The organism is Paenibacillus lycopersici (assembly GCF_010119935.1).
Taxonomy (GTDB): Bacteria; Bacillota; Bacilli; order Paenibacillales; family Paenibacillaceae; genus Paenibacillus_Z; species Paenibacillus_Z lycopersici.
This window is the reverse complement of record NZ_CP048209.1, coordinates 3,280,330-3,302,350: the sequence shown is the minus strand read 5'-3', so window position 1 is coordinate 3,302,350 and position 22,021 is coordinate 3,280,330. Positions and strand designations below refer to the sequence as shown.

18 protein-coding genes are annotated in these 22,021 nt (G+C 54.3%); 1 reads left to right on the top strand and 17 read right to left on the bottom strand.

Annotated elements, in window-relative coordinates; genetic code table 11:
• Window positions 1–38: 38 nt before the first annotated feature.
• The 4 genes from GXP70_RS14670 to GXP70_RS14655 all read right to left on the bottom strand — a co-directional run bounded on the left by GXP70_RS14670 (window position 39) and on the right by GXP70_RS14655 (window position 6,680).
• Entirely contained in the window at window positions 39–1,526 is a 1,488-nt protein-coding gene (locus GXP70_RS14670; protein ID WP_162357508.1) for an ABC transporter substrate-binding protein, read from the bottom strand.
• A 257-nt stretch (window positions 1,527–1,783) separates the two neighbouring features.
• The gene (locus GXP70_RS14665; RefSeq protein WP_162357507.1) at window positions 1,784–3,145 is read right to left on the bottom strand and encodes an ABC transporter substrate-binding protein; all 1,362 of its coding nucleotides are present in this window, start codon (window positions 3,143–3,145) and stop codon (window positions 1,784–1,786) included.
• 90 nt (window positions 3,146–3,235) lie between these two features.
• Complete coding sequence (locus GXP70_RS14660; RefSeq protein ID WP_162357506.1) at window positions 3,236–5,029, bottom strand: cache domain-containing sensor histidine kinase; 1,794 nt, start codon at window positions 5,027–5,029, stop codon at window positions 3,236–3,238.
• A gap of 28 nt (window positions 5,030–5,057) precedes the next feature.
• On the bottom strand, window positions 5,058–6,680 hold the full coding sequence (locus tag GXP70_RS14655) for a response regulator (protein ID WP_162357505.1): 1,623 nt from the start codon (window positions 6,678–6,680) through the stop codon (window positions 5,058–5,060).
• Window positions 6,681–6,929: 249 nt separating this feature from the next.
• Here GXP70_RS14655 and GXP70_RS14650 point away from each other — a divergent pair, with 249 nt between their 5' ends.
• Window positions 6,930–7,529 carry a manganese efflux pump gene (locus GXP70_RS14650; RefSeq protein WP_162357504.1) on the top strand — a complete coding sequence of 200 codons (600 nt, stop codon included), beginning with the start codon at window positions 6,930–6,932 and terminating at the stop codon, window positions 7,527–7,529.
• A 107-nt stretch (window positions 7,530–7,636) separates the two neighbouring features.
• Here GXP70_RS14650 and GXP70_RS14645 read toward each other — a convergent pair whose 3' ends face one another.
• From GXP70_RS14645 to GXP70_RS14580, 13 genes are all read right to left on the bottom strand, one after another.
• A complete protein-coding gene (locus tag GXP70_RS14645; protein ID WP_162357503.1) occupies window positions 7,637–8,362 on the bottom strand; it encodes a stalk domain-containing protein in 726 nt (241 codons plus the stop codon).
• 12 nt (window positions 8,363–8,374) lie between these two features.
• On the bottom strand, window positions 8,375–9,655 hold the full coding sequence (locus GXP70_RS14640; protein ID WP_162357502.1) for an ArsB/NhaD family transporter: 1,281 nt from the start codon (window positions 9,653–9,655) through the stop codon (window positions 8,375–8,377).
• A 158-nt stretch (window positions 9,656–9,813) separates the two neighbouring features.
• On the bottom strand, window positions 9,814–10,752 hold the full coding sequence (gene thpD, locus GXP70_RS14635; RefSeq protein WP_162357501.1) for an ectoine hydroxylase: 939 nt from the start codon (window positions 10,750–10,752) through the stop codon (window positions 9,814–9,816).
• A gap of 18 nt (window positions 10,753–10,770) precedes the next feature.
• Complete coding sequence (locus tag GXP70_RS14630; protein WP_162357500.1) at window positions 10,771–11,157, bottom strand: ectoine synthase; 387 nt, start codon at window positions 11,155–11,157, stop codon at window positions 10,771–10,773.
• Window positions 11,158–11,189: 32 nt separating this feature from the next.
• Entirely contained in the window at window positions 11,190–12,473 is a 1,284-nt protein-coding gene (gene ectB / locus GXP70_RS14625; RefSeq protein ID WP_192043492.1) for a diaminobutyrate--2-oxoglutarate transaminase, read from the bottom strand.
• 26 nt (window positions 12,474–12,499) lie between these two features.
• The gene (ectA, locus tag GXP70_RS14620) at window positions 12,500–13,042 is read right to left on the bottom strand and encodes a diaminobutyrate acetyltransferase (protein ID WP_162357499.1); all 543 of its coding nucleotides are present in this window, start codon (window positions 13,040–13,042) and stop codon (window positions 12,500–12,502) included.
• 34 nt (window positions 13,043–13,076) lie between these two features.
• Entirely contained in the window at window positions 13,077–13,901 is an 825-nt protein-coding gene (gene ehuA, locus GXP70_RS14615) for an ectoine/hydroxyectoine ABC transporter ATP-binding protein EhuA (RefSeq protein ID WP_404822359.1), read from the bottom strand.
• 25 nt (window positions 13,902–13,926) lie between these two features.
• Complete coding sequence (gene ehuD, locus GXP70_RS14610; RefSeq protein WP_162357497.1) at window positions 13,927–14,589, bottom strand: ectoine/hydroxyectoine ABC transporter permease subunit EhuD; 663 nt, start codon at window positions 14,587–14,589, stop codon at window positions 13,927–13,929.
• A 7-nt stretch (window positions 14,590–14,596) separates the two neighbouring features.
• A complete protein-coding gene (ehuC, locus tag GXP70_RS14605; RefSeq protein WP_225442806.1) occupies window positions 14,597–15,232 on the bottom strand; it encodes an ectoine/hydroxyectoine ABC transporter permease subunit EhuC in 636 nt (211 codons plus the stop codon).
• Between the two features lie 16 nt (window positions 15,233–15,248).
• On the bottom strand, window positions 15,249–16,025 hold the full coding sequence (ehuB, locus tag GXP70_RS14600; RefSeq protein WP_404822344.1) for an ectoine/hydroxyectoine ABC transporter substrate-binding protein EhuB: 777 nt from the start codon (window positions 16,023–16,025) through the stop codon (window positions 15,249–15,251).
• Window positions 16,026–17,161: 1,136 nt separating this feature from the next.
• On the bottom strand, window positions 17,162–18,304 hold the full coding sequence (locus GXP70_RS14590; protein ID WP_318652430.1) for a response regulator: 1,143 nt from the start codon (window positions 18,302–18,304) through the stop codon (window positions 17,162–17,164).
• A 40-nt stretch (window positions 18,305–18,344) separates the two neighbouring features.
• Complete coding sequence (locus GXP70_RS14585; RefSeq protein ID WP_162357493.1) at window positions 18,345–19,205, bottom strand: CheR family methyltransferase; 861 nt, start codon at window positions 19,203–19,205, stop codon at window positions 18,345–18,347.
• 9 nt (window positions 19,206–19,214) lie between these two features.
• Window positions 19,215–21,944 carry a response regulator gene (locus GXP70_RS14580; protein ID WP_162357492.1) on the bottom strand — a complete coding sequence of 910 codons (2,730 nt, stop codon included), beginning with the start codon at window positions 21,942–21,944 and terminating at the stop codon, window positions 19,215–19,217.
• Between the last annotated feature and the right edge of the window lie 77 nt (window positions 21,945–22,021).

Here is a 22,021-nt window from a genome sequence, read left to right as displayed (position 1 = left end):
CCGCCCAACCTCGATTTGCTTATTGACGCAAGTCCGGATTAACCGCCTTGCTTCGCAAGCTCAGCATCGACGTTCTTCTTCACTTCATCCAGCAACGCCTTCGGATCGCCTTTGCCATGGATCGCCAAATCCTGCACGCGCATGGTTTCGTTCCAGAGGAAGGAACCTACCGGTGTTACCGGTCTTGTAAAGGCCGTAGGCATCAAATCAAGGAACACTTTCAGGTTAGGATTGTCGGCGAGTTTAAGCTCGGTATTGACGGAAGGCATGGCCGTGATGTCGTTGCCCGCGTTAGCGCGTTTCGCATAGCCGAGCGTACCGTCGTGACCGGCTACGTATTTAATGAACTCCCATGCTTCTTTCTCATGCTTGGAGCCTTTAGGAATAACGTACGACCAGCCGCCTGCCCACGTAACCGGATTGAAGCCTTCGGCCGCTGGCATCGGCGCTACGCCCCACTCGAAGTTCGGCTTGTATTTAGCCAAGTCGTTCAGTGTCCAGTTACCGTCGAACATGAAGCCGACTTTACCGGACCAGAATGGATTCATGCCCGTTTGACCCATCGCATCGGAGAAGCTTGTCAGGTTGGCGATATCGTACTTCTTCGCGTAGTCCGCCATCCATTGAAGCGCTTTTACGTTCTGCGGATCGTTCGGAGTCAGGTTATGTTCACCGTCTTCCCACTTGCCGCCCCAGTTCCAAGCTTGCGTATAGAAGAAGCCTTGGTTCATCCATGGAATGAAGCCGATCGTGTCATATTTGCCGTTTTTGCCCTTTTTAAAGACTTTTTCGGCCATTTGATCCAGCTCTTGCAGCGTTTTCGGCGGACTTTCCGGATCGAGCCCGGCTTGTTTCATCAATGTTTTGTTATAGTACATGGCGCGGGTATCCGTTCCCCACGGCAGGCCGTATACGCCGTCTTTATAGACGACTTCGGCCCAGAGTCCAGGGTAGTAATCGTCTGCATGAAGGTCGGACGCCGTGTCGACATAATCCTTGATATTCGTCAGCGAGCCTTTCGCTGCCCAAGAACCGATCAAGAAGCGGTCGAACAAAGCAACGTCCGGCGGGTTGCCCCCCGCGATGGCAGTCAGCAATTTATCGGAGGCTTGCGTTTGTCCCGTTGTTTCCACGAAAGTCATGTTGACTTTAATATTCGGATGAGATGCTTCGAACGGGTCGACGACCGTCTTTTTAAAGTCTTTTTGGAAATCGCCGCCCCACGGGAACCAGAAATCGATTTTGACTTTCTCGCCGGAACTGCTGCCGCTGTCCGTGGTGGCCGCCGCGTTGTCTGTCTTGGTCGAATCGTCCCCGCCGGATGCCGCGTTGTCCGTCTTCGCCGCGTCGTTCCCGCTGGATGCCGCGTTGTTCGTCTTCGCCGCATCGTCCCCGCTGGATGCCGTGTTGTTCGTGTTGCTGCTGCCGCAGCCGGCAAGCGTCAAAGACAGCGCCGTAATTGCGGTTATAGACAGTGCTGCAGCCCGTTTCGCCCTCTTCGCTGTTCCTACCTTCGCATGATCCATCTGGTACCCTCCCTTTAATTTCACTCGCTCCCGAGTACAGCTTCATTGTATGCGTTTTCATTCCGCCGAAAAACGTATCTACTTTTGCAATTAGTGTGTTTTTTTTGCAGTTCCATTGCTTGGGCAGCTATCGTTATGCGTCTACCTTTATCGGGCAGGCGAGACGAAAGCGGCCTCGGTCCGATGGAACTCGGACCGAGGCCGCTGCTATTAATATGACGGACTCCGTTACCATGAACGCTATAAACGGATGATTGCTATCCCCCTGATAACGGTTTTAATTTGGCCAGCTGGGCATCCACGTTCCGCTTGGTCTGATCGAGTAATTCCTTCGGGGTACCCCTGCCGTTGATCGCGAGATCCTGCACCCGGAACGTCTCGTTCCACAAGTAGGATCCGACCGGCGTGACCGGCCTTGTGTACGCCTTGGGAATCAGATCCAGGAATACCTTAAGATTGGGGTTTCTCTCCAAGTGAAGCGCCTCGTTCACCGAAGGCATCGCAGTAATATCGCTGCCCGCCGTCTGGCGTTTCGCCCACAGCATCGCGCCTTCCTTGCTCGTGACGAATTTAATGAATTCCCATGCTTCCTTCTCGTGCTTCGCGCCTTTCGGGATGACGAAGGACCAGCCGCCGGCCCAAGTCACGGGCTCCCTGCCGCTCGGAGCCGGCATCGGAGCGACGCCCCATTGGAACCCGGGCTGATATTTGCTTAGATCGTTCAAGAGCCAATTGCCGTCGTATACGAATCCGACCTTGCCCGTCAAGAAAGCATTCATGCCGGTTTGTCCGATTTCGTTGGAGAAGCTGTCCAACGACTCCATGTTGTACGTCTTCGCATACCCTGTCATCCATTCCAGCGCCTTCACGATTTGCGGGTCGTTCGGAACCAGCTTGCCGTTCTTCTCCCATTGACCGCCCCAGTTCCAGCCTTGCGTGTACAGGAAGCCCTGGTTCATCCATGGGATAAAACCGACTTGTTCGTATTTGCCGTTTAGTCCCCGCTTGAACATTTTGGCCGCCATCGCGTCAAGCTCTTCGATCGTCGCGGGAGGTTTGTCCGGATTAAGACCCGCCGCTTTCATTAACGTTTTATTGTAAAACATTCCTCTGTTATCCGTCCCCCACGGGAGGGCGTATACTTTGTTGTCGTATAGAACCTCTTTCCAGATCGCGTCATAATAGTCGCCGGGGGAAATCCCGGAGGCATCCGCATAATCCGTCAAATCCGTTAATGCCCCCTTGACGGCCCAGGAATCGATCAGGAACCGGTCGAACAGCGCGACGTCGGGCGGATTATAGGCCCCGATTGCCGTAAGCAGTTTATCCGATGCTTGCGTATTTCCCGTTGACTCCACGAAGGTCATGTTCACTTTAATCGCAGGGAATTTCTTCTCGAATTCGTCGACGACATTCGCTTTGAATTCCTTCCTGTAGTCTCCTCCCCAAGGGAACCAGAAGTCGATCGTTACCGGGCTCGGAGGGACTCCGGTCTTGTACTCGCTTATGCCGGAACGCCCTCCTTCGGTCGTCTGCAGCAATCTGTCGGAGCATCCGGCAAGAATAGGCCAGGCTAGCAGGAATACGAAAATAAAGCGAACGCTTATCTTCACTTCCATGCTACGACCCCCCTTGTTATTATTGGTTGCGCTTCCAATGCGTTTAAGAAAATGAAGTTTTGGCATTCGGCATCCTTGAGTTCGTTTTGTTTAACCCTTCAGCGGAATGATCATGCTGACGCGCGTTCCCTTGCCCAATTCGCTCTCCAGCGTCAGTCCGTAATTGCCCCCGTACGACAGTTTGATTTGCGCGTTAATATTCCGCAATGCGAAGTTGTCGCGAATATCCGCCTGCTCCAACGTGCTTCTGATTTGTTCCAGCTGATCCTCGGGTATGCCTACTCCGTTATCCGTCACGGTAAACAATAGGTCGCCGTCCCTCTTCGTCCAAGAGATCTGAAGCTCGCCTTTGCCCGTTAAGTTCTCGATGCCGTGATAGATCGCGTTCTCGACGAGCGGTTGGAACAGGAACTTCAACACGGTGTTATGCTTGATCGCCGGATCCAAGACGACGTCTACCGCAAACTTGTCCTCGTATCTCGCCTTCTGAATCGAGAGATAGCTCTCGACCAGCTCGGCAGCCTCTTCTACCGTAACGTATTCCCTGCCGTCGCTTAAGCTTAACCGCAAATATCTCGATAAGCCGAATATCATGGTACTGATCGCATCGATCTTGTACATGCGCGAAATCCAGTGGATCGAATCCAATGTATTGTAGATAAAATGAGCGTTTATTTGCGAGGCCAGCATTTTCAATTGCGTTTCTTTCTTCAAGAGACGCTGGATGTACAATTCGTCGATCAGCTGCTTGATGCGAAACACCATCACGTTGAAGCTATCGAACAGGATGCCGAATTCGTCCTTGCGCTTGCGGGGTATCCTCGCCTCGAAATCGCCTTCCCGCGCCTTCTTCATGTAACGCATCAGCGTATAGACGGGGCTGTGAACGTATCGTCCGACGACGACGGACAGCACGACGGCAACGACGACGAAAGCAAGCGCAAGATAGAGCGTATACGTCTTGATCTGCTGCGCGCCTTTGACTAAGTTCTTCATCGGCACCATGCCAACCAACAGCCAGTCCGTACCTTCCATCTCCCGGTAAACGATCAGCTTTTCCTTTCCTTGGATGCGGGCGTTGAGCGTTCCATGCGGCGCGTTAGGCATCGACAGACTCGACAATTCCCCAGGCAGGATCGTCCCCGGATCCTGGGCGATGATTTCGCCTGACCGATTCATAATAAATGTATTGCCGGAGGTGCTGAAATCAATCTCGCTGAGGATATTCTGAATTTCCGCCGGATTGATTTCGTACAGCAGAACGCCGATGATTTCGCCTTGCCCCTGCAGGTCTTTAAGCGCCCTGCCGAAGACGTAAACGGGGGTATTCTCATAATCCGGGCTGTCGATCGGCATGAACGAGTATCCGATGCCGAATCGGACCACTTTCCCGTCAGCTTCGATAATCTGGCGGCACCAAGCCTGCTTCAATAACGACGGATCCGCTTTGGGCAATACCGTAAACCCCGAAGACGTAATGTTGGAATAACGGTAAGAAGTATCATACATCCCGATAATATTCATGGTGACGGTATCGTTCTTGGAATTGACCATGTTCGTTACGAAGTTGGCGATCGTCGATGAATTTTTGACCCGATCGTAATAATCGGAGAAATTCCCGATTATACCCTGCTGCAGATCTCGATAGCCGAGTATCACCTGCGAACGGTTATCGTATTCGTCCATGATCGTCTTCAGCCGTTTCTCGGCCTGTTCGATCGTCTGAAGCGCAATGGACCCCGCATTGGATTGAATGACGAACGTCGATTTCGTGAAGAACAGAAACCCCATCAGGGCAACGGTGAGAGACATCGAGACGAAGTAGAGCACGAACACCTTGAAGCCGATTGAATTCCAAAACTCTTTGCGCTGCAAAAACCTCATGCTCGCTCAACCCCAATTATTGTTGCGGCTAAACGCTATCCCGATATTGAGACGGCGTCAGCCCTGCGATTTCTTTGAATGTTTTGACGAAATGGCGAAAATCGTTATATCCGACCTCATCCGAGATTTCATAAATTTTCTTCGTCGTGCCTTTCAACAGCTGCTTCGCTTTGGAGATACGCAATCCCGTCACGTAGCGAATGAACGTCTCTCCTACTTCCTCATGGAACAATCGGCTGAACGACGAAGCATTGACGTAGAGGTGGTTGGAAACATCCTGCAGCGTAATTTGCTGGGTGAAGCGATTTCCGATATATTCGAGTCCCAGCTCGACGACTCTGGAGCGGCTTGCCGTTTCGCGAATCCTGGAGCTCCACTTCAATAATTCCTCCACAAGCTGATTGTTCAGGTCCTCCAGCTGGAAGCTATGCGGAAGCAGCTCCCGCAGCGTGCTTCGTTCGACCGGATCCACTTTATGGATGCAGCCCTTCAGCTTGAAATACAAATTGGCCAGCAGGATTCGAAGCCCCTTAATGATATGCAGCGGATCGTATTTCTGCATGATCCCTTCAATATGCTGCTGCAGCTCCAATGCCGTCTGAACGATCAATTGATTGTCTCCGATTTTGATCGCATGCGTGACCCGGTTTTCCCATTCCGCACTCGGACACACCGACGGAACGCCAATATCGGCGCGATGCGGCGGAAGGTGCTCGGATTCGTACAGCTTGCCTTTCCCCTTAAAAAAGGAATAACTGCACGCGTAGACGGCTTCGGTATACGCGCTTGAAAGTTTGTCCCATCCGATGTTCCGGCTTAAACCTACGCTGGCGGTTACCTGCAATAACCGGCTGCTCTCTTCCAGCACGTTGAGCAGCACGGAAGGAACAATCGTCCTCTTGTCGAGCGATGCCTCTAGTTCCGGCGAAAGCACCAGCGCAGCATCGCCGTCTTCATCGCTCAGAATGCATAGAACCGACCGGTACCCCGTACTCTTCAACAACTCTTCGGCTATGTTCCCGATGGCGTAAAGCAGAGAGCTTCTGCTATGCCGCGTATCGCCTTTAGAGCCCCAATCGTGTATGCGAACGACCGCGACTTGCATATCGTAAGGATTCAACGGCAGCTGCAGCGTACGGCATATCGTTGCCGCATCCTGGATGAGCGGAATACTGTATCCCCGCAGGAGCTGTTCGAGGTATCTCTGCCTTGCCAGCGGCATGCTTTCGCGGATTTGCCCCTTCATCTCCTCGATGATGCTGGCCCGTTTATGATCGTTGTCCAGCTCCTCCACGCATTGCTGCACGATCTCGAGGAGATCGCGTTCCTGGATCGGCTTCAGCACGTATCCGTAAGCTCCGCATCTTACCGCCTTCTGCGCATAGGAGAAATCGCTGTAGCCGCTGATGATGATCACTTTCGTATGCATCTTTTGTTTGTTGATGTGTTCCAGCAGGGTTAAGCCGTCCATGCCGGGCATCTTGATATCGGTGATCACGATGTCGGGCTGGCTTTTCGAAAGCCATGTAAACGCTTCCAATCCATTCACTGCCTCGCCCCATACTTCAATGCCGTAAGCCTCCCAATCAATGGTCTTCTTCAGCCCTTGCCGAACCCATCTCTCGTCATCGACGATTAGCATTGAGTACATGCACCGCGCCCCCTTAGATAATGAAAGGACCCCATCAATTACCCTATTGCCCAGTATAGTATTTAGCTGGAAAATACGTTGTCGAATCATGCTGCCTTGAAAATATTAAACCATACTATTACCCGTTCTTCATCCTGCATAAACCGGTTGCCCTAATATTTATTCAGCGGTCTCCATAGATATAATATCTGTTTCATCTGGGCGACTTCAAGCATAATGTAAGTGACTGATCTTACGGGGGGCGGAATCATGCACTGGTTATCGATCGCCAGCATCGGGATTGCTTCGAATTTGGATAATTTAGGAATCGGCTTATCGTTCGGGTCGCGTTCAACGAAAGTACCGTTGCTTTCAAATCTGCTTATCGCGTTGTTCTCCGTTATTTCCACCTTCCTGGCCATGACGGCCGGCAGGTACTTATCCCATTTCATCACGGCCTCATTGGGCAATTTCATCGGCGGAAGCATCATTGTGATTTTAGGCGCCTGGGGACTTCGTTCGGCTGTCGTCAGCCGCCGGAGTTCGGCTAGCTCGTCCGGCGCAGCGGATAAGACGCTTGCGATGGCGGCGAAAACCGACAGAGACAGCAACCAGATTATTTCATGGGGCGAATCGCTATCGCTCGGGTTCGCGCTGTCGCTGAACTGCATCGCAACCGGCTTGGGTGCAGGGGCCAGCGGCGTTTCTCCCGCGTTTACGGCGATATCGGTTGGTCTATTCTCGCTGCTATCCGTGGATGCCGGCATTCGGTTCGGCAATCGAATGGCGAAATCATGGCTTGGCAGCTATGCGGATTTGCTAGGGTGCATCCTCTTGATTGCCATCGGCTGCTATGAAGTGATCCTTTAACCGGGCCGGGCGTACGACAAAACAACGGGACCCGATGGAGGGTCCCGCCGCATTCTCCTGCCTCGTAATCCGGGCATTTTCCTATTGAAGCGTGCTTGTTGAAAAAATCAATTCATCGATTTCATCATGAAGGGAGCAAGCAAATACGAGGTTACGACGTCTTTGCTGATATATACGATTCCGTGCATCAGCATTGGACTCTGTTTCAGCATCTTCTTATCCGTACCGACCATGATGACATTGGAATCCGCCATCAATGTGATCGTATACATCGCATTCATCGACATTTCAGGCTGGCTGGACATTTGCATAGCTGCGTCCGCAACGGACATATTCATCCCCGTATTCATGTACGTTAACGTGATGGAGCGATCGTCCTTATTCCACATGATGCTATAGCCAAGCGTTTCTGCAAACATCCTTAACGGAACGAATCCTTTCATATCCATCATCGCGCTTGGTTCCATCATCGCGCTTGGTTCCATCATTGCGTCCGGCTTGGCTTCCATCGCTCCCATGTCCCGGGCCTGGGCGATGCCCGGAATGAGAAGTGCCGCGGAGAGTACCGATACAGCCATAGTTTTTTTCATGTTTAACATTGCGATCATCCTCCCACATAATACGGAAAAGGTGGATGGAACGTCGAGAACCGATAGTCCGGTCACGCATACCGCCGAAGTGGAGATAAACATCGCGTCGACGAGTCCCATGCTCCTCCCCGAGGCGGACGAAGCCGGTAACGCAAGCAGAATCATCCCTGTCAGCACTAGCAAGGCGAATCCGAGAATAATCAACCGCGGTGTCGATATACGGGGTTTCAACAATTTTGTCATGGTTGGCCTTTCCTACATTAAATATCGAAGATAGATATATCCGGCCGCCATGAAGACGGACAACAGCATAAGCGGCAGCGCGATTTTCATGTAAGCCATGAAGCGGATCGGATGGCCTTCTTTGGCGGAAAGCCCTGCCGTAATGAGATTGGCGCTCGAACCGATCAAGGTGCCGTTTCCCCCCAAGCATGCGCCAAGCGCCAAACTCCACCATAGCGGTTCCAAATCGCGGATCCCCATGCTGCCCATTTCTTGAATCATCGGAATCATCGTCGCCACGAACGGGATATTATCCAGGAATGCGGACGCTATGGCGCTGAGCCAAAGAATCAACATGGAACTCGCCGCGACATTGCCTCCCGTAAGCTCGATGGCTTGCGCCGCGAGCTCTGAGATAACGCCGGTTTCGACAAGTCCGGATACAAGCGAGAACAGTCCGACGAAGAAGAAAATCGTCATCCACTCCACTCTGCTGAATGCCTCTTCCATATGATGCTCTCCCGTCAACAACAGCAGGATAAACGCGCCGCCAAGCGCAACGGCCGCGGATTCGACGTGCAGAAGCTGGTGCAGGAAGAACGCTGCGATCGTAAGTCCAAGTACGGTTAAGCACTTGATCAGCAATCTGGCATCGGTAATGGTACCGGATTGTTCGAGCGCCATGATGTCTCTTATCCGTTCAGGCGAGGCTTGAATTTGTCTGCGAAACAACAATACGAATAACGGCATGTAAGACGCCATGATAATAAGGACGATGGGGCCCAAATTACCGATGAATGCCATGAACGTAAGCTCCTTCACCGCGCTTCCGATCATGATATTCGGCGGATCGCCGATCAAAGTCGCGGTACCGCCGACGTTGGATGCCATAATCTGCGTCATGAGGAACGGAATCGGCGTGACCCGAAGCTGCCTGGTGATGCTGAACGTGACGGGTACCATCAAGAGTACCGTCGTCACGTTATCCAGGAAGGCAGAGCCGACGGCCGTAATCAGAGCAAGAACGATCATAATGCGGACGGGCTGCCCTTTCGCTTTCTTGGCGGACCAGATGGCAATATATTTGAACAATCCGGTATCCGCTGTAATCGAGACGATGATCATCATGCCGATCAGCAGGCCTAACGTATTGAAGTCGACATGATGCAGCGCCGTGTCCTGATCGACGATGCCGAATACGACGACGATCAGTCCGCCCAGCATCGCGACGATTGTCCGATGGATCTTCTCCGAGATAATGAGCGCGTACGAAGCCAAAAAGATGATAACGGCCCAAATTGCTTGTTGTTCCATTGTTTCCTCCTAGAAATGAATTTGCATGATAGGCTCGAAAAACGACAAAAAGAGCCCGTCAATGACAGGCTCCTCCGGTGAAACGATATGAAATTGGCTCCTTATAGCCTACACGATAGAAGATGTCCTTGTAAAGCCTATAGACGTTGAATACGAATCTACTGCCGGCATACCCGGCGCGATGACGGCGAGCTTAATCGGCCGTCGCGCGCGGCGATGTATTCGGGTCTCGGCTTCTGGCCGGAGAACGGCTGAACCAGTCGATTCTCAACGCTGTTATAGACGATGAAGACGTTGCTGCGCGGGTACGGCGAGATATTGCTGCCCGATCCGTGCATGAGATTGCAGTCGAACACGAGCAGCGAACCCGCTTTGCCCACCGGCATGTCGATGCCGCCTTCACGGGCAAGCGAAGTGAGGCTGTCTTGGTCCGGAACGCCGTACTCCTGTCTCCGAAGCGATTGCTTGAAGTGGTTCTCGGGCGTCCTGCCGACGCAGGAGACGAATTTCTTGTGCGAGCCCGGCATGACCATGAGCGGTCCGTTATAAGGATGATTGTCTTCCAGCGCGATCGAGACGCTCAGTGCCCGCATGGCCGGCATCCCGTCCTCCACATGCCAGGTCTCGAAATCGGAGTGCCAGTAAAATTCCTTGCCGGAAAAGCCGGGCTTGAAGTTGATGCGGGATTGATGGACGTAGGCGTTCGACCCCAGCAGGAATCGCACGATGCCGGTTAGCCGCTTATGTTCGGCAAGTCCTTGAAAGACGGAATTGTTGTCGTGAACGGCGAATACGGAGCGCACCTCGTCGCTGCCGGGTTCCAGGATAACGTGATCGGCGCCGCGTTCGCCGTACAACCGCTGCAGTCTTGCCAGCTCCGCCTTCCAGGCGGCTAATTCGTCCGGCGCGAAGAAGTCCTCGAAGAATAGGTACCCGTTCCGCTCATAGTCATCGGCCTGCGCTTCGGTAATCGGGCTATCCGGCATCCATTTGCCGTATAATACGGGGTCCGCGCGTTCCATGAGCTCCGGTTCTTCCCGTTCGCGGGACGGATACCGGTCGAACTTCAACCGATCATTCATGCGATCTGTTTTCATGACAGGAGCCTCCTTGGATTAATTGTCGGCCGCTAACGGGTATACGCCTTCTTCGTCATGCACTTCGGCGCCGGTTAACGGCGGATTGAATACGCATACCATTCGCAGCTGGCTGTCTGCGCGCAGCAGGTGCTTCTCGTGGCCGTCCAGCGCGTACAGCGTGCCCGGCCGAATCGGGTATGTGCGTCCGCCGACAACCTCGATTTCGCCTTCGCCTTCGATGCAATATACCGCCTCGACATGGTGACGGTACCAAATCAACGTCTCCGTCCCGGCTTTGATCAACGTGTCATGGAGCGAGAAGCCCATCCCGTCCTTCTTGAGCAGCATACGACGCGCGTTCCATGTTTTCGTATCGACATCGTCCTTGGTTCCGATCATGTCATTCAAATGTTTTACGATCACGGGTTCCATCTCCTCATGTTTAATCGAATTCGTTACAACCTTGCTTCCGCCGTGCCGGCAAGTTTGACCGGATCGAACAGCTCCCGAAGCGCCGACTCGATTTTCGCCAATCCCAGTTTGAGCACGTTCTCTTCGATCGTAAGCGGCGGCATGAACTTGGCAACTTCGTCTTTGGGCCCCGAGGTCTCAAGAATAACGCCTTGCTTGAAAGCAGCCTTGCTGAGCCGCGCGGCATTGGCCGGCTCCCGAAAGACAAGACCCTGAATCATCCCTTTCCCGCGTACCTCTTCGATCGCTTGCGGATACGCGGACGCCATGCGGTGCAAAAATCCGAACATGAGCCGTGCATTCGAAGCGATCGCCAGCTCCAGCTCCGGCGTCCGCCAATAATCGAGCGCTTCGTTCGCAGCCACGAAACCTAGATTGTTGCCTCTGAACGTACCGTTATGCTCACCTGGCTGCCAGACGTCGAACGCCGGCTTGATGAGCGTCAGCGCCATTGGCAGTCCGTAACCGCCAATCGACTTGGACAGACACACGACATCCGGATTAATGCCGGCCTCCTCGAAGCTGAAGAAGGTTCCGGTTCGTCCGCATCCCATCTGCACGTCGTCGACGATGAGGAGAATGCCTCGATCGCGGCAGATGCACTCCACGCGGCGAAGCCATTCGGTACTCGCTTCGTTCAGCCCTCCTTCGCCTTGGAGCGTCTCGAGCAGAACGGCCGCCGGCAGGTCGATGCCGCTGCCCGGATCGTCGAGCATTTTTTCCATCATCGCCGCCGTATCGATCTGCGGGCCGAAATAGCGATCGTACGGCATGAACGTCGTTCCGCCGAGCATCACGCCGGCCCCCTTGCGCTTGAACGCATTGCCGGTTGCCGCGAGCGACCCGAGCGACATGCCGTGAAAGGCGTTCGTGAAGCAGATCACGTTCGTCCGGCCCGTTGCTTTACGGGCGATTTTCAAAGCGCTCTCTACCGAGTTGGTGCCGGTCGGGCCGGGAAACATGACCTTGTAGTCGAGCTTGCGCGGCTCAAGAATGAACGACTTGAAGCGAGTCAGAAACGTCTCTTTCGCTTCCGTGGCCATGTCCAGGCTGTGCGTCACGCCATCCGCCTGCAAGTATTCAATCAGCTTGGCGCGAATGCGCCGATTGTTATGCCCGTAGTTCAACGCCCCCGCGCCGGCGAAGAAATCGATATACTCTTTGCCTGATTTATCCCAGATCCTGGCGTTGTTTGCTATGGTAAAGACGGTTTGAAAACTTCGGCAATAACTGCGCACCTCGGATTCAAGTCTGTTGAATACATCCATATCGGCCTGTCTGTTCTCGATCGGATTCAATTGACGACCTCCTTGTCGGATGGATTGCGTGGTGCCGGGCGTGCGGCTGCCAATGGCCCGACGCGAAATAACAGCTCCGTCTCATGTTCCGTCTCTACGGGAAACAAGGCTTCTCGATAATGCTCGGCAATGCGGCATTGCGTGCCGCGGCCTTCGGCAAATCGAAGGAACAACCTGCGCGACGAATCATTGCCCGGGCCGACCGTCCCTTCGAGATATCGGATGCCGGACAGCTCCTTCCGTTCCAGAAGATGCCGGATCAACCGCGTGCCGATACCGGCTCCTTGAAGGTCCGGGCGCACGCCGACCTGCCAGACGAACAGCGTGTCAGGCTGGCCGGGCTTGCGAAACGCCGTGGCGAAGCCGATCACACGCTCGTCATGACTCGCGATCGCGCACGTCTCGGCGAACATGTCGCACATCATCAGATAGGCATAAACGGAATTCGTATCCAGCTTTTTCGTCTCTGCCGCGAGCCGCCAGATGGCCGTGCCATCCGTAACATGCGGCCTGCGGAACGTTACCATCGACGGATTCATTCGGTTCAATCGCCTCCCACGTCCTTTCATTCGGTTATCTTGCGAAAGTTCCAAAACGCTTAAGGAACATCTGAAGCCGTTCGCTCCGCGGATTCTCGAATATCGCCGCAGGCGGTCCTTCCTCAACGATGCGCCCTCCGTCTCCGAAGGCGACCCGATCCGCGACGTCGCGCGCGAAATCCATCTCGTGCGTGATCAGCATCATGGCCATCTCACCGTCAGCCGCGATTTCCTTGATGACCTCAAGCACTTCGCCGACGAGTTCGGGATCAAGCGCGGACGTCACTTCGTCGAATACCATGATTTTCGGCTGCATGACGAGCGCCCTTGCGATCGCGACGCGCTGTTTCTGTCCGCCGGACAATCTTGCCGGATAAGCATCCAGCTTATTGGCCAGACCGACTTTGCGAAGCATCGATACCGCGCGTTCGCGCGAGGCATCTTTCTTCATGCCCATCACAGCGCGAGGCGCGAGCATGACGTTATCAAGCGCCGTCAAATGGGGAAACAGATTGAAATGCTGGAAAACCATCCCGATGCTGCCTCGCATCCGCTGTAGGTGTTTGACATTCGCCCGCACGTTGCGGCCTTTTTTATCCGTCATATCCCACAGCGATTCGCCTTCCAGCCAAATCCGGCCGCTCGTCGGCTCCTCCAGCGTCATCAACATTCGGCCGAGCGTCGTTTTGCCCGAGCCGCTCGGCCCGATGAGCGCGAGCTTCTCGCCCGGCTGCAGCGTAAGGTCGATCCCTTTGATGACTTCCAAATCGCCGTAGCGCTTCGTCACGCGTTCGAAGCGAACAAGCGGCTCGGCCGCGGATTGATCCGTCTCCCGGCTTGCTGCCTCCATCACGGGCATGTTGTGTCCGATCATGTTCTCCCCCTTAGCCGGCATAGCGCCTTTTCATACTCTTTTCGATTCTTGCGACGATGAAGGCTAGCGCCAAGCTCATTGCCATGAACAGGGCGCCGGCGATCGTATACGGCTCGAATACCCGGTATGTAACCGATGCGGTATTTTTGGCGGCCAGCAGCACCTCGACAAGCGTTATCGCCGACAGCGTCGGCGTTTCTTTCAAAATGACGATCAAATAATTGCCCATGACCGGAATAATCGGCGGCACGACCTGAGGAAGAACGACCGACGTCCATGTCCGCATTCGCGAGAGGTTAAGCGCCTGAGCCGCTTCCCATTGTCCTCGGGGCAATGCTTCGATTCCGGAACGGTACACTTCGGACAAGTAAGCGCCATAGTGAAGACCAAGCCCGATTACGCCCGTCGCAAATGCGGACAGCGAGATCGGCGTCAGCATCGGCAGGCTGTAATACAGCACGAACAATTGAACCAGCAGCGGCGTGCTCCGGATGAATTCGATGATGAAGCGAATCGCTAACCGCAGCGGCGCGAAGCGCGAACGGCCGATAAGCGCGAAGCACAGGCCGATGATCGCCGCCGCCGTAAAACCGGCCAGCGTGGCGGCGATCGTAACCAGGAAGGCGCGAAGGAGCCCGGGCAATAGGGAAAGCACGTACGACCAGTCCCACATGTCGCGTTCACCTCCATTCCGTAAATTTGCGTTCAAGCAGCCGTACCGTAACGGTGATGCATGCCGATAAGATGAAATAGATCGCGAGCAGCAAGGCAAAGATGGCCGGTGTCCACGAATAGTAGTTATTCCGAAGCACCATCGCCTGGTACGTTAAGTCCGTCAGCGTGATGAAATAAATGAGCGACGTCGATTTCAAAAGCTCGATCATCAGATTGCCCATAGGCGGAAGCATGCGCGCCAACGCCTGGGGCAGCACGACTAGCCTCAGACGCTGCCAAGACGACAAATTCAAAGCCGTCGATGCTTCAAGCTGTCCCTTCGGAACGGCTTCGACGGCGCTTCTTACGACTTCGGCCCCGTACGCGCCGATATTCAATCCGATCGCAAGCACCGCCGACATCAATTTGGACAGTTCGATTCCGGCGAAGGGAAGCGCGAAATAGAGCCAAAACAGCAATATAAGCAATGATACCGCCCGAAATACTTGGATATACGTGCGGAACAGAACGCGCACGGCAGCGAATCGCGATATACTGCCGAGGCCGGCTACGCCGGACAGGAACAACGCAAGCGCGGCCGATAGCAGCGCAACCTTCACCGTAATGGTCATGCCGCTTGCGATCAACGGCAGCCAGCTCATCCCCTGCATCGCCTAATTACCCGGCGCAGAGCTCGGTTGTCTTGACGTCCCCCGGCAGCTCCTGCTCCGTGAAACCGAATTTTTTCAAAATCGTCAGAAGTTCTCCGGAATCATTCATCTTGTCCAGTTCTGCATTGTACGCGTCGCGGAACGACGTATCCGATGTCTTGAAAGCCGTAGCGCCGTATCCGCGGACGCTCTTCCCGTCAACGAGCGGCTGCTCGAAGTCCATGACGCGCTCCAGCTTGTCGTCTCCGGCTGCAGTCAGCCTGGATTGGAGCGCCGGTCCCGTCATCGTGATGGCATCGGCTCTTCCGGACTGCAGCGCGCCGAGGGCCGCGTCTTGATCCGGCACGATGACCATCTGCTTCTCGGCGACGCCGGATGCTTTCAAGTAGCCGATTTCGATAGCGCCGGCCATGACGGCGACTTTCGCCTTGGCGTTGTCCGCGATCGCCTTGTAGCTCGTCAGTTTCTGCGGATTTCCGGCCTTTACGGCTAATCCTTCCCCTATGCTGTATTCCGGATTCGCGAAGGCGACCGCCTGGCATCGCTCGGGATTAACGAACATTCCCGCCGTGATGAGATCGAACCGGTTCGCCTGCAGCCCGGCAATCAGCGAAGAGAACTCCGTCAATTCACCGCGGATTTCATTGATGCCCAGCCGCTTCAGTACCGCTCTGGCGATTTCGACCGCTTCCCCCGTAAGCTTGCCGTCCGCCGTTTTGTACGCGTACGGATTCTCGTTCGCGAAGCCGACGGTCGCGTATCCCTGCGCCTTCAGCTTTTCCAAGAGGCTTGCGGACTCTTTCCCTCCGCTGCCCGATTCTGAATTTCCCGCCACGGCCGCCGTCGTCTCGTCGTTCGATTTCGAACCGCATGCACCCAGCAACAACAGCGGAAGAACCATAAGAATCATCCACTTTTGTCTCACGCATTCTCACTTCCCTTCATAAGCGTTTTTGTAACACTTACAAGGCTACCATCAATTGGCATCCGGGGTCATTTCCTGAATTGTTAGATAATTCGGCGTATTGAAAGCTAACTTGTTGTAGGTGTCAGTCAACGGTCTCTAACGCCAAATCCCTCCGGAATACGCTTGGATGATCGGACTAAAAGCGATTTACATTTGTGCACAAATATGATAATAAGTATTTCTTATATTAAAAATACGTATAATGTTAATGACATAATATAAGTGAACATTATAGTTTGTCAGCAATATACGAACACGCCTGCTTTTGGAATAGCCGGCTGGGCTTTCGGGACAGCGCACGGACACAGGATCCGTTCCTGTCTCCGAATGACATCGAAAACAGGCCAGTCGGGTGATGTAACGGATCGCCTGTCCGCGAACACATGGTGAAACGTGATTAAGCAGCGATTAACGGATCGTCTGTCCGCTTCCTCGCATGGATGGACTTACCGCTTGGCAGCGCCGAACATACGAAAGAAACCCGACGTTTATGAAAACGTGGGTTTCTCTGCAATCTGCGAGCTTGTTCGACAGGCTCCCGAGGTGGAAATTTTGTGGTTATTTGACATTATTTTAAGTAATAGTACGTAATTCGATAATGACCGGTTTCCGATAAAAGAATATTCTCGTGATGCTGGTCCCCATGCAGCAATTTCCTGTCTTTATACTTCGAAGAAATCGACTGAAAGAGTGCCGCTGCGTTTTCAACAACGCTGTATAACGCCTTACAATCTTCTCTTGTTCGCATGTATCGTAATTTACTATGTACCATTTCTTGTATGGTTAAAAACATGCTCGACTGCTAAGGTTCTATATGCAACTCTTCGAAAACCGATTTTCAATACAGCATCACCGTATATCTCAGAATGACAAGTAAATATACAATTTTGCGAATAGCACGGAATCAACCGCTTCGACTTCTCCAATTCTCGCGAATACGCGCGAACAACCGTTCAAGCTCCCTTGAACTTGATCGCGAACACGGTGCCTTGGTCGCTGCTCTGAAGCTCGATATCGGCTTGATGCCGCGCGGCGATGCTGTAACAGACGGCCAAGCCCAGACCCGTGCCCTTCTCCTTGGTCGTGAAGAACGGCGTGCCCAGCTTCTCCAGATACTCGGCTTTAATGCCGCTCCCCTGGTCCTCCAGTTTCAACACGACCGCGGCGCCTTCCATATAGGTGCTGATCGTGAACGCGCCGCCAGGCTGCATCGCTTCCAGACCGTTGATCGCCATGTTCAGCAGGAGCTGCCGGATCTCTTTGTCGTCGACGGCCAACTCCGCGATCGAGCCGTAGTTCACGTGGAGATGCATGCCGGAGAGCATCGCTTCCGCCTGGATAAGCGGTTCCATCGAAGCGATGATGTCGTTGAGGCTCATCGTTTGAAAATTCGTGGCCTTGTTCTTGGCGAGCGACAGAAACTCGGTAATAATGCCGTTCGCCCGGTTCAGCTCCTCCAGCATAATGTCGATGTACTCGTCGGCCATGGTCTTGTTCTTCTTCGCCATCTGCAGAAAGCCGCGAATCGTGGTCATCGGATTGCGGATTTCGTGCGCGATGCCCGCCGCCATCTCGCCGACCAGATTCAAGCGGTCCAGCTTCGCCATTTCTTTCTCCCACGCAACCCGTTCTTCGCTCGCGATGATCAGCTCCTGCGTGCGTTCGCGCACCAGGCTTTCCAAATAATCGTATTGGTCCCGGTGAAAACGATGCATCTGGACGAACGCTTCCACCTTCAGCTTGAGCAGGTCGGGGTGAAACGGCTTGAACAAATAGTCGATCGAGCCCGCCTCGTAGCCTTGAAGCACGTGGTCGACCGATTTGTTAATGGCCGTGATGAAGATAATCGGAATGTCCTTCGTCCGCTCCCGCTTCTTGATCAGCTTGGCCGTTTCGAAGCCGTTCATGCCCGGCATTTGCACGTCGAGCAGGATGACGGCGACGTTCTGCATATCCTCCCGCATCAGATAGCGAAGCACGTCCTCGCCCGATTTCAGGCTGATGAGCCGGTAATCGGGCGAAGACAGCACCGCTTCCAGCGCGAGCAGATTTTCGGCATGGTCGTCCACCAATACAATATCGACTGGCGTATTCATCGTCATGGTTCCCCCCTCATTCTTCCAAGATTCGCGGCGCTCAATGATAGGCCGGTTCGCCGGTTTTGCGGTATATTTTCTCCTTCGCGTCCAGCTCCTCGAAGTTGACCGCGTGCGAGCGCAGCAGCCCTTCCTTGCTCCCGAGTCCCAGGCAGCCGGATGGAACGAGGCTTTCGCTGAAGAGCTTCATCACCCGCCGCTGCAGCGCGTCATTGAAATAGATCAGCACGTTACGGCAGATGATCACGTGAAATTCGTTGAAGGAATGATCGACCGCCAAATTATGCTGGGAGAAGATCATATTTTCGGCCAGGAACGGTTTGAAGGCGACGCCTTCCGCGTTGACCGAATAATATTGGGAGAAGGCCTCGACGCCTCCCGCGCATAAATAATTCCGCGTATACAGCTGCATCTTGTCGAGCGGGAAGATCCGCTGCGCCGCCCGCTCCAGCACTTTGTCATTCATGTCCGTCGCATACAGCATCGATTTGCGATAGAGGCCTTCTTCATGCAGCAATATCGCCATCGAGTAAACCTCCTCGCCTGTCGAGCATCCGGCGTGCCAGATGCGAATCTTCGGCGCGGCGCGCAGCAGCGGTACGATTTTGCGGCGGAACGCGAGGAAAAAGCCGGGATCCCGGAACATTTCCGTGACGTTGATCGAGAAGTCGGCGAATAACCGGTCCATCGCCTTCCGGTCATGCAGCACTTTATCCAGCAGGCCCAGAATCGAGGATGAACGCTCGCCCTGCATGCGATTCAGGATTCTTCTGCGGATCGATGGATACGAATAATTGCGGAAGTCATAGCCGTAATAGCGGTAGATTCCTTCCAACATGAGCGTAATTTCCAGCCTCTCCAAGTCTTCCCCGGTCGCGAGCGACGATTTCATGTCCGCCATATGCCAGCCCTACCTATACAGCCATACGCGAATGAGCGACAACAGCTGATTCAATTGGATCGGCTTGCTGATGTAGTCGTTCGCGCCGGCTTCGATGCATTTCTCCCTGTCGTACTTCATGGCCTTCGCCGTCAGCGCGATAATCGGCAAATTGGTGTACCGCGCGTTTTTGCGAATTTCGCGAATCGCCTCGTAACCGTCCATCTTCGGCATCATGATGTCCATCAGCACGAGATCCACGTCGCTGTTCTCTTGGAGCAGGTGGATGCCTTCCTGTCCGTTCTCGGCGAAAATGACGTCGATCCGCTGCGTCTCCAATGCGGTCATGAGCGCGTATATATTGCGTAAATCGTCGTCGACGAGCAGCACCTTCTTGCCTTCGAGCGTGCTGTCTACCAACGCTTGCGCATCCGCGGCGCTGTCCGCGGCCTCCATGTCGAGCGCAGCCGCCGCTTCCTGGTAGGGCGGGAGCAGCTCGCCGCGCACTCTGTTCACCGGCAGATAGAGCGTAAACTTGCTGCCCGCGCCTTCCTCGCTGTCGACGCGGATATAGCCGTCGAGGAGCTGGGCGATTTTCTGGCAGATGGATAAGCCCAGGCCGGTCCCGCCGAATTTGCGGCTCGTCGTCCCGTCCGCTTGACGGAACGCTTCGAAGATGACGCCCTGCTTATCCGCCGGAATGCCGATTCCCGTATCGGAAACGGCGATCGAGAGCACGATGTCGCCCTTGAAATTGAAGGGGATCTCACGCATATGCTCGACCGGCAACAGCTGCATCTCGATGGCGACGGTCCCCTGCTCCGTGAATTTGAACGCGTTGGACAGCAGGTTCTGCAGCACCTGCTGCAGACGCTGTTCGTCCGTATAGATCATCAGATCAGCGATGGCCTCGCCCAGCTTGACCTCGAAGCACAGCCCTTTGTCGGCGGCGACGGGTTCGAATTGGCGGGTGACGAACTCGGCGAAGCCGTTCAGCCGCACCCAATCGAACGTCACTTCGAGCTTGCCCGCTTCGATCTTCGACAAGTCCAGCACTTCGTTGATTAAGCCGAGCAAATCCCGGCCGGACGAGTAGATCGTTTGCGAATATTCGACCTGCTTCGGCGTTAAATTGCCTTCCTTGTTGTCGGCCAGCATCTGCGACAAGATGAGCAGACTGTTAAGCGGCGTCCGCAGCTCATGCGACATGTTCGTCAGAAACTCGGTCTTATAGCTGGAGGCCAGCATGACATGCTCGTTCTTGTCTTCCAGCTCGACTTTGATCTTCTCCAGCTCCGCGCTCTTCCGCTCCGATGCTTCGATTTGCTCTCGTAACTGATCGTTCAGCGCCTTAAGCTCTTCCTGCTGCAGCTGCAGCTCCTCGGACTGCGTCTGCAGCTCCTCGGAGAACAATTGGGATTCGCTGAGCAGCTGCTGGACCTGCATATGCCCGGACACGCTGTGGATCGTAATGCCCAGCACTTCCGTCAAATCGTCCAGGAGCTGCAATTGGTCGGGGTTGAACGCATGGAAGGAAGCGAACTCGATGACGGCGACGACGCTGCCTTCGAAGGACACGGGGACAATCGCGATCTGATGAGGGGTGGCGTATCCGAGACCGGATCCGATACGGATGTAATTAGTCGGCGGCTCGGTCAGCAGCAGCATTCTGTTCTCGACCGCGCATTGGCCGACAAGCCCTTCGCCGAACGAGAAGCCTTCCGCTCCGACGGCTTCCGGGGCGGAAGCGTAGACGCCGGCCTTCGCGAGCCGGGGAGCGCCCTCTTCCGTATCCTGGCGCAGGTAGAATACCCCGTAGCTGGCCCCGATGGCGGGCGTAACGAAGGTGATGAAGACGTCGGCCAGGCCGGTCAGCGTCTGGATGCCTTGATAGAGGGCCGTAATTTCAGCGACCTTCGACTTGTTCCAGTTCTGCTCCTGCAGCTGACGGTTGGTCTCTCCTTGTTCCTGCGCATGCCGTTCGAGGGAACCCGCCATAACGTTGTAGGCATGTCCGATGCTGGCGATTTCGTCCTCGGTCTTCAGCTCGATGCGGGGCAGCCGATCGTTGTGCTCAGCGAACGATGCTTGATTCATGACGGCAATGATGCGGCTCAAGCTCCGGACGACGCTTCTGAATACCCACACCGCGACGAACGCGCCTCCGAGAAACGTGGCGACGACAAGCAGGGAAACGGCGCGGATCGTAAGCATATAGCGGTCGGACGACTTCTTCAAGGCCTGGTCCATTTCCTGCTCCTGCAGGCTGTTGAATTGATTGAGGTTGCTGAACAGCGTGGAGCGGAGCGGCTCCGTGTGCTGGTTATACCACTGCCTAGCAGAGCTCTTGTTATCGTCTTGAAGGAACTGCAAGACCGTATTCGCGCTGTTGATAAAGGAGGTATGCAGAATCTGCACGGTCTGGACAAGCTTGCGCGCGTCCGGTTTATCCTCGAACATTTGGGAAAGCTCGTTCAGATTCGTATTTAATTCGACTTCCGCTTGATCGATTTTGTCGCGGCTGGCGCCGGCATGCGGGGTTTCTTCGGTATTCAGGAGCAGCGCGCTCATCTCCGAATAAATGCCGTTAATATTCGCACGGACATTGTTCGCGAGCTTCACCCGGGCGTAATTATCGTTCACGATCCCGTGCATCGCCTGATTCATGCTGAAAAACATGTTGAGCACGATAATCGCAAACAGTACGAGCAGCATCAAAATGGAAGCAAAACCGACAATTAGCTTCGTGCGTAATTTCATTTGCCGCGCACCCTTCTCGTTTCGATAATGAAGCCTTTACCTTTAGTTATAGCGGAATTGCCGGTCATGTACCAGAA

Coding starts and splice junctions, on each gene's coding strand:
- GXP70_RS14670 (WP_162357508.1), bottom strand. CDS start 1,526: ATGGATCATGCGAAGGTAGGAACAGCGAAGAGGGCGAAACGGGCTGCA.
- GXP70_RS14665 (WP_162357507.1), bottom strand. CDS start 3,145: ATGGAAGTGAAGATAAGCGTTCGCTTTATTTTCGTATTCCTGCTAGCC.
- GXP70_RS14660 (WP_162357506.1), bottom strand. CDS start 5,029: ATGAGGTTTTTGCAGCGCAAAGAGTTTTGGAATTCAATCGGCTTCAAG.
- GXP70_RS14655 (WP_162357505.1), bottom strand. CDS start 6,680: ATGTACTCAATGCTAATCGTCGATGACGAGAGATGGGTTCGGCAAGGG.
- GXP70_RS14650 (WP_162357504.1), top strand. CDS start 6,930: ATGCACTGGTTATCGATCGCCAGCATCGGGATTGCTTCGAATTTGGAT.
- GXP70_RS14645 (WP_162357503.1), bottom strand. CDS start 8,362: ATGACAAAATTGTTGAAACCCCGTATATCGACACCGCGGTTGATTATT.
- GXP70_RS14640 (WP_162357502.1), bottom strand. CDS start 9,655: ATGGAACAACAAGCAATTTGGGCCGTTATCATCTTTTTGGCTTCGTAC.
- thpD (WP_162357501.1), bottom strand. CDS start 10,752: ATGAAAACAGATCGCATGAATGATCGGTTGAAGTTCGACCGGTATCCG.
- ectB (WP_192043492.1), bottom strand. CDS start 12,473: ATGGATGTATTCAACAGACTTGAATCCGAGGTGCGCAGTTATTGCCGA.
- ectA (WP_162357499.1), bottom strand. CDS start 13,042: ATGAATCCGTCGATGGTAACGTTCCGCAGGCCGCATGTTACGGATGGC.
- ehuA (WP_404822359.1), bottom strand. CDS start 13,901: ATGCCCGTGATGGAGGCAGCAAGCCGGGAGACGGATCAATCCGCGGCC.
- ehuD (WP_162357497.1), bottom strand. CDS start 14,589: ATGTGGGACTGGTCGTACGTGCTTTCCCTATTGCCCGGGCTCCTTCGC.
- ehuC (WP_225442806.1), bottom strand. CDS start 15,232: ATGAGCTGGCTGCCGTTGATCGCAAGCGGCATGACCATTACGGTGAAG.
- GXP70_RS14590 (WP_318652430.1), bottom strand. CDS start 18,304: ATGAATACGCCAGTCGATATTGTATTGGTGGACGACCATGCCGAAAAT.
- GXP70_RS14585 (WP_162357493.1), bottom strand. CDS start 19,205: ATGGCGGACATGAAATCGTCGCTCGCGACCGGGGAAGACTTGGAGAGG.
- GXP70_RS14580 (WP_162357492.1), bottom strand. CDS start 21,944: ATGAAATTACGCACGAAGCTAATTGTCGGTTTTGCTTCCATTTTGATG.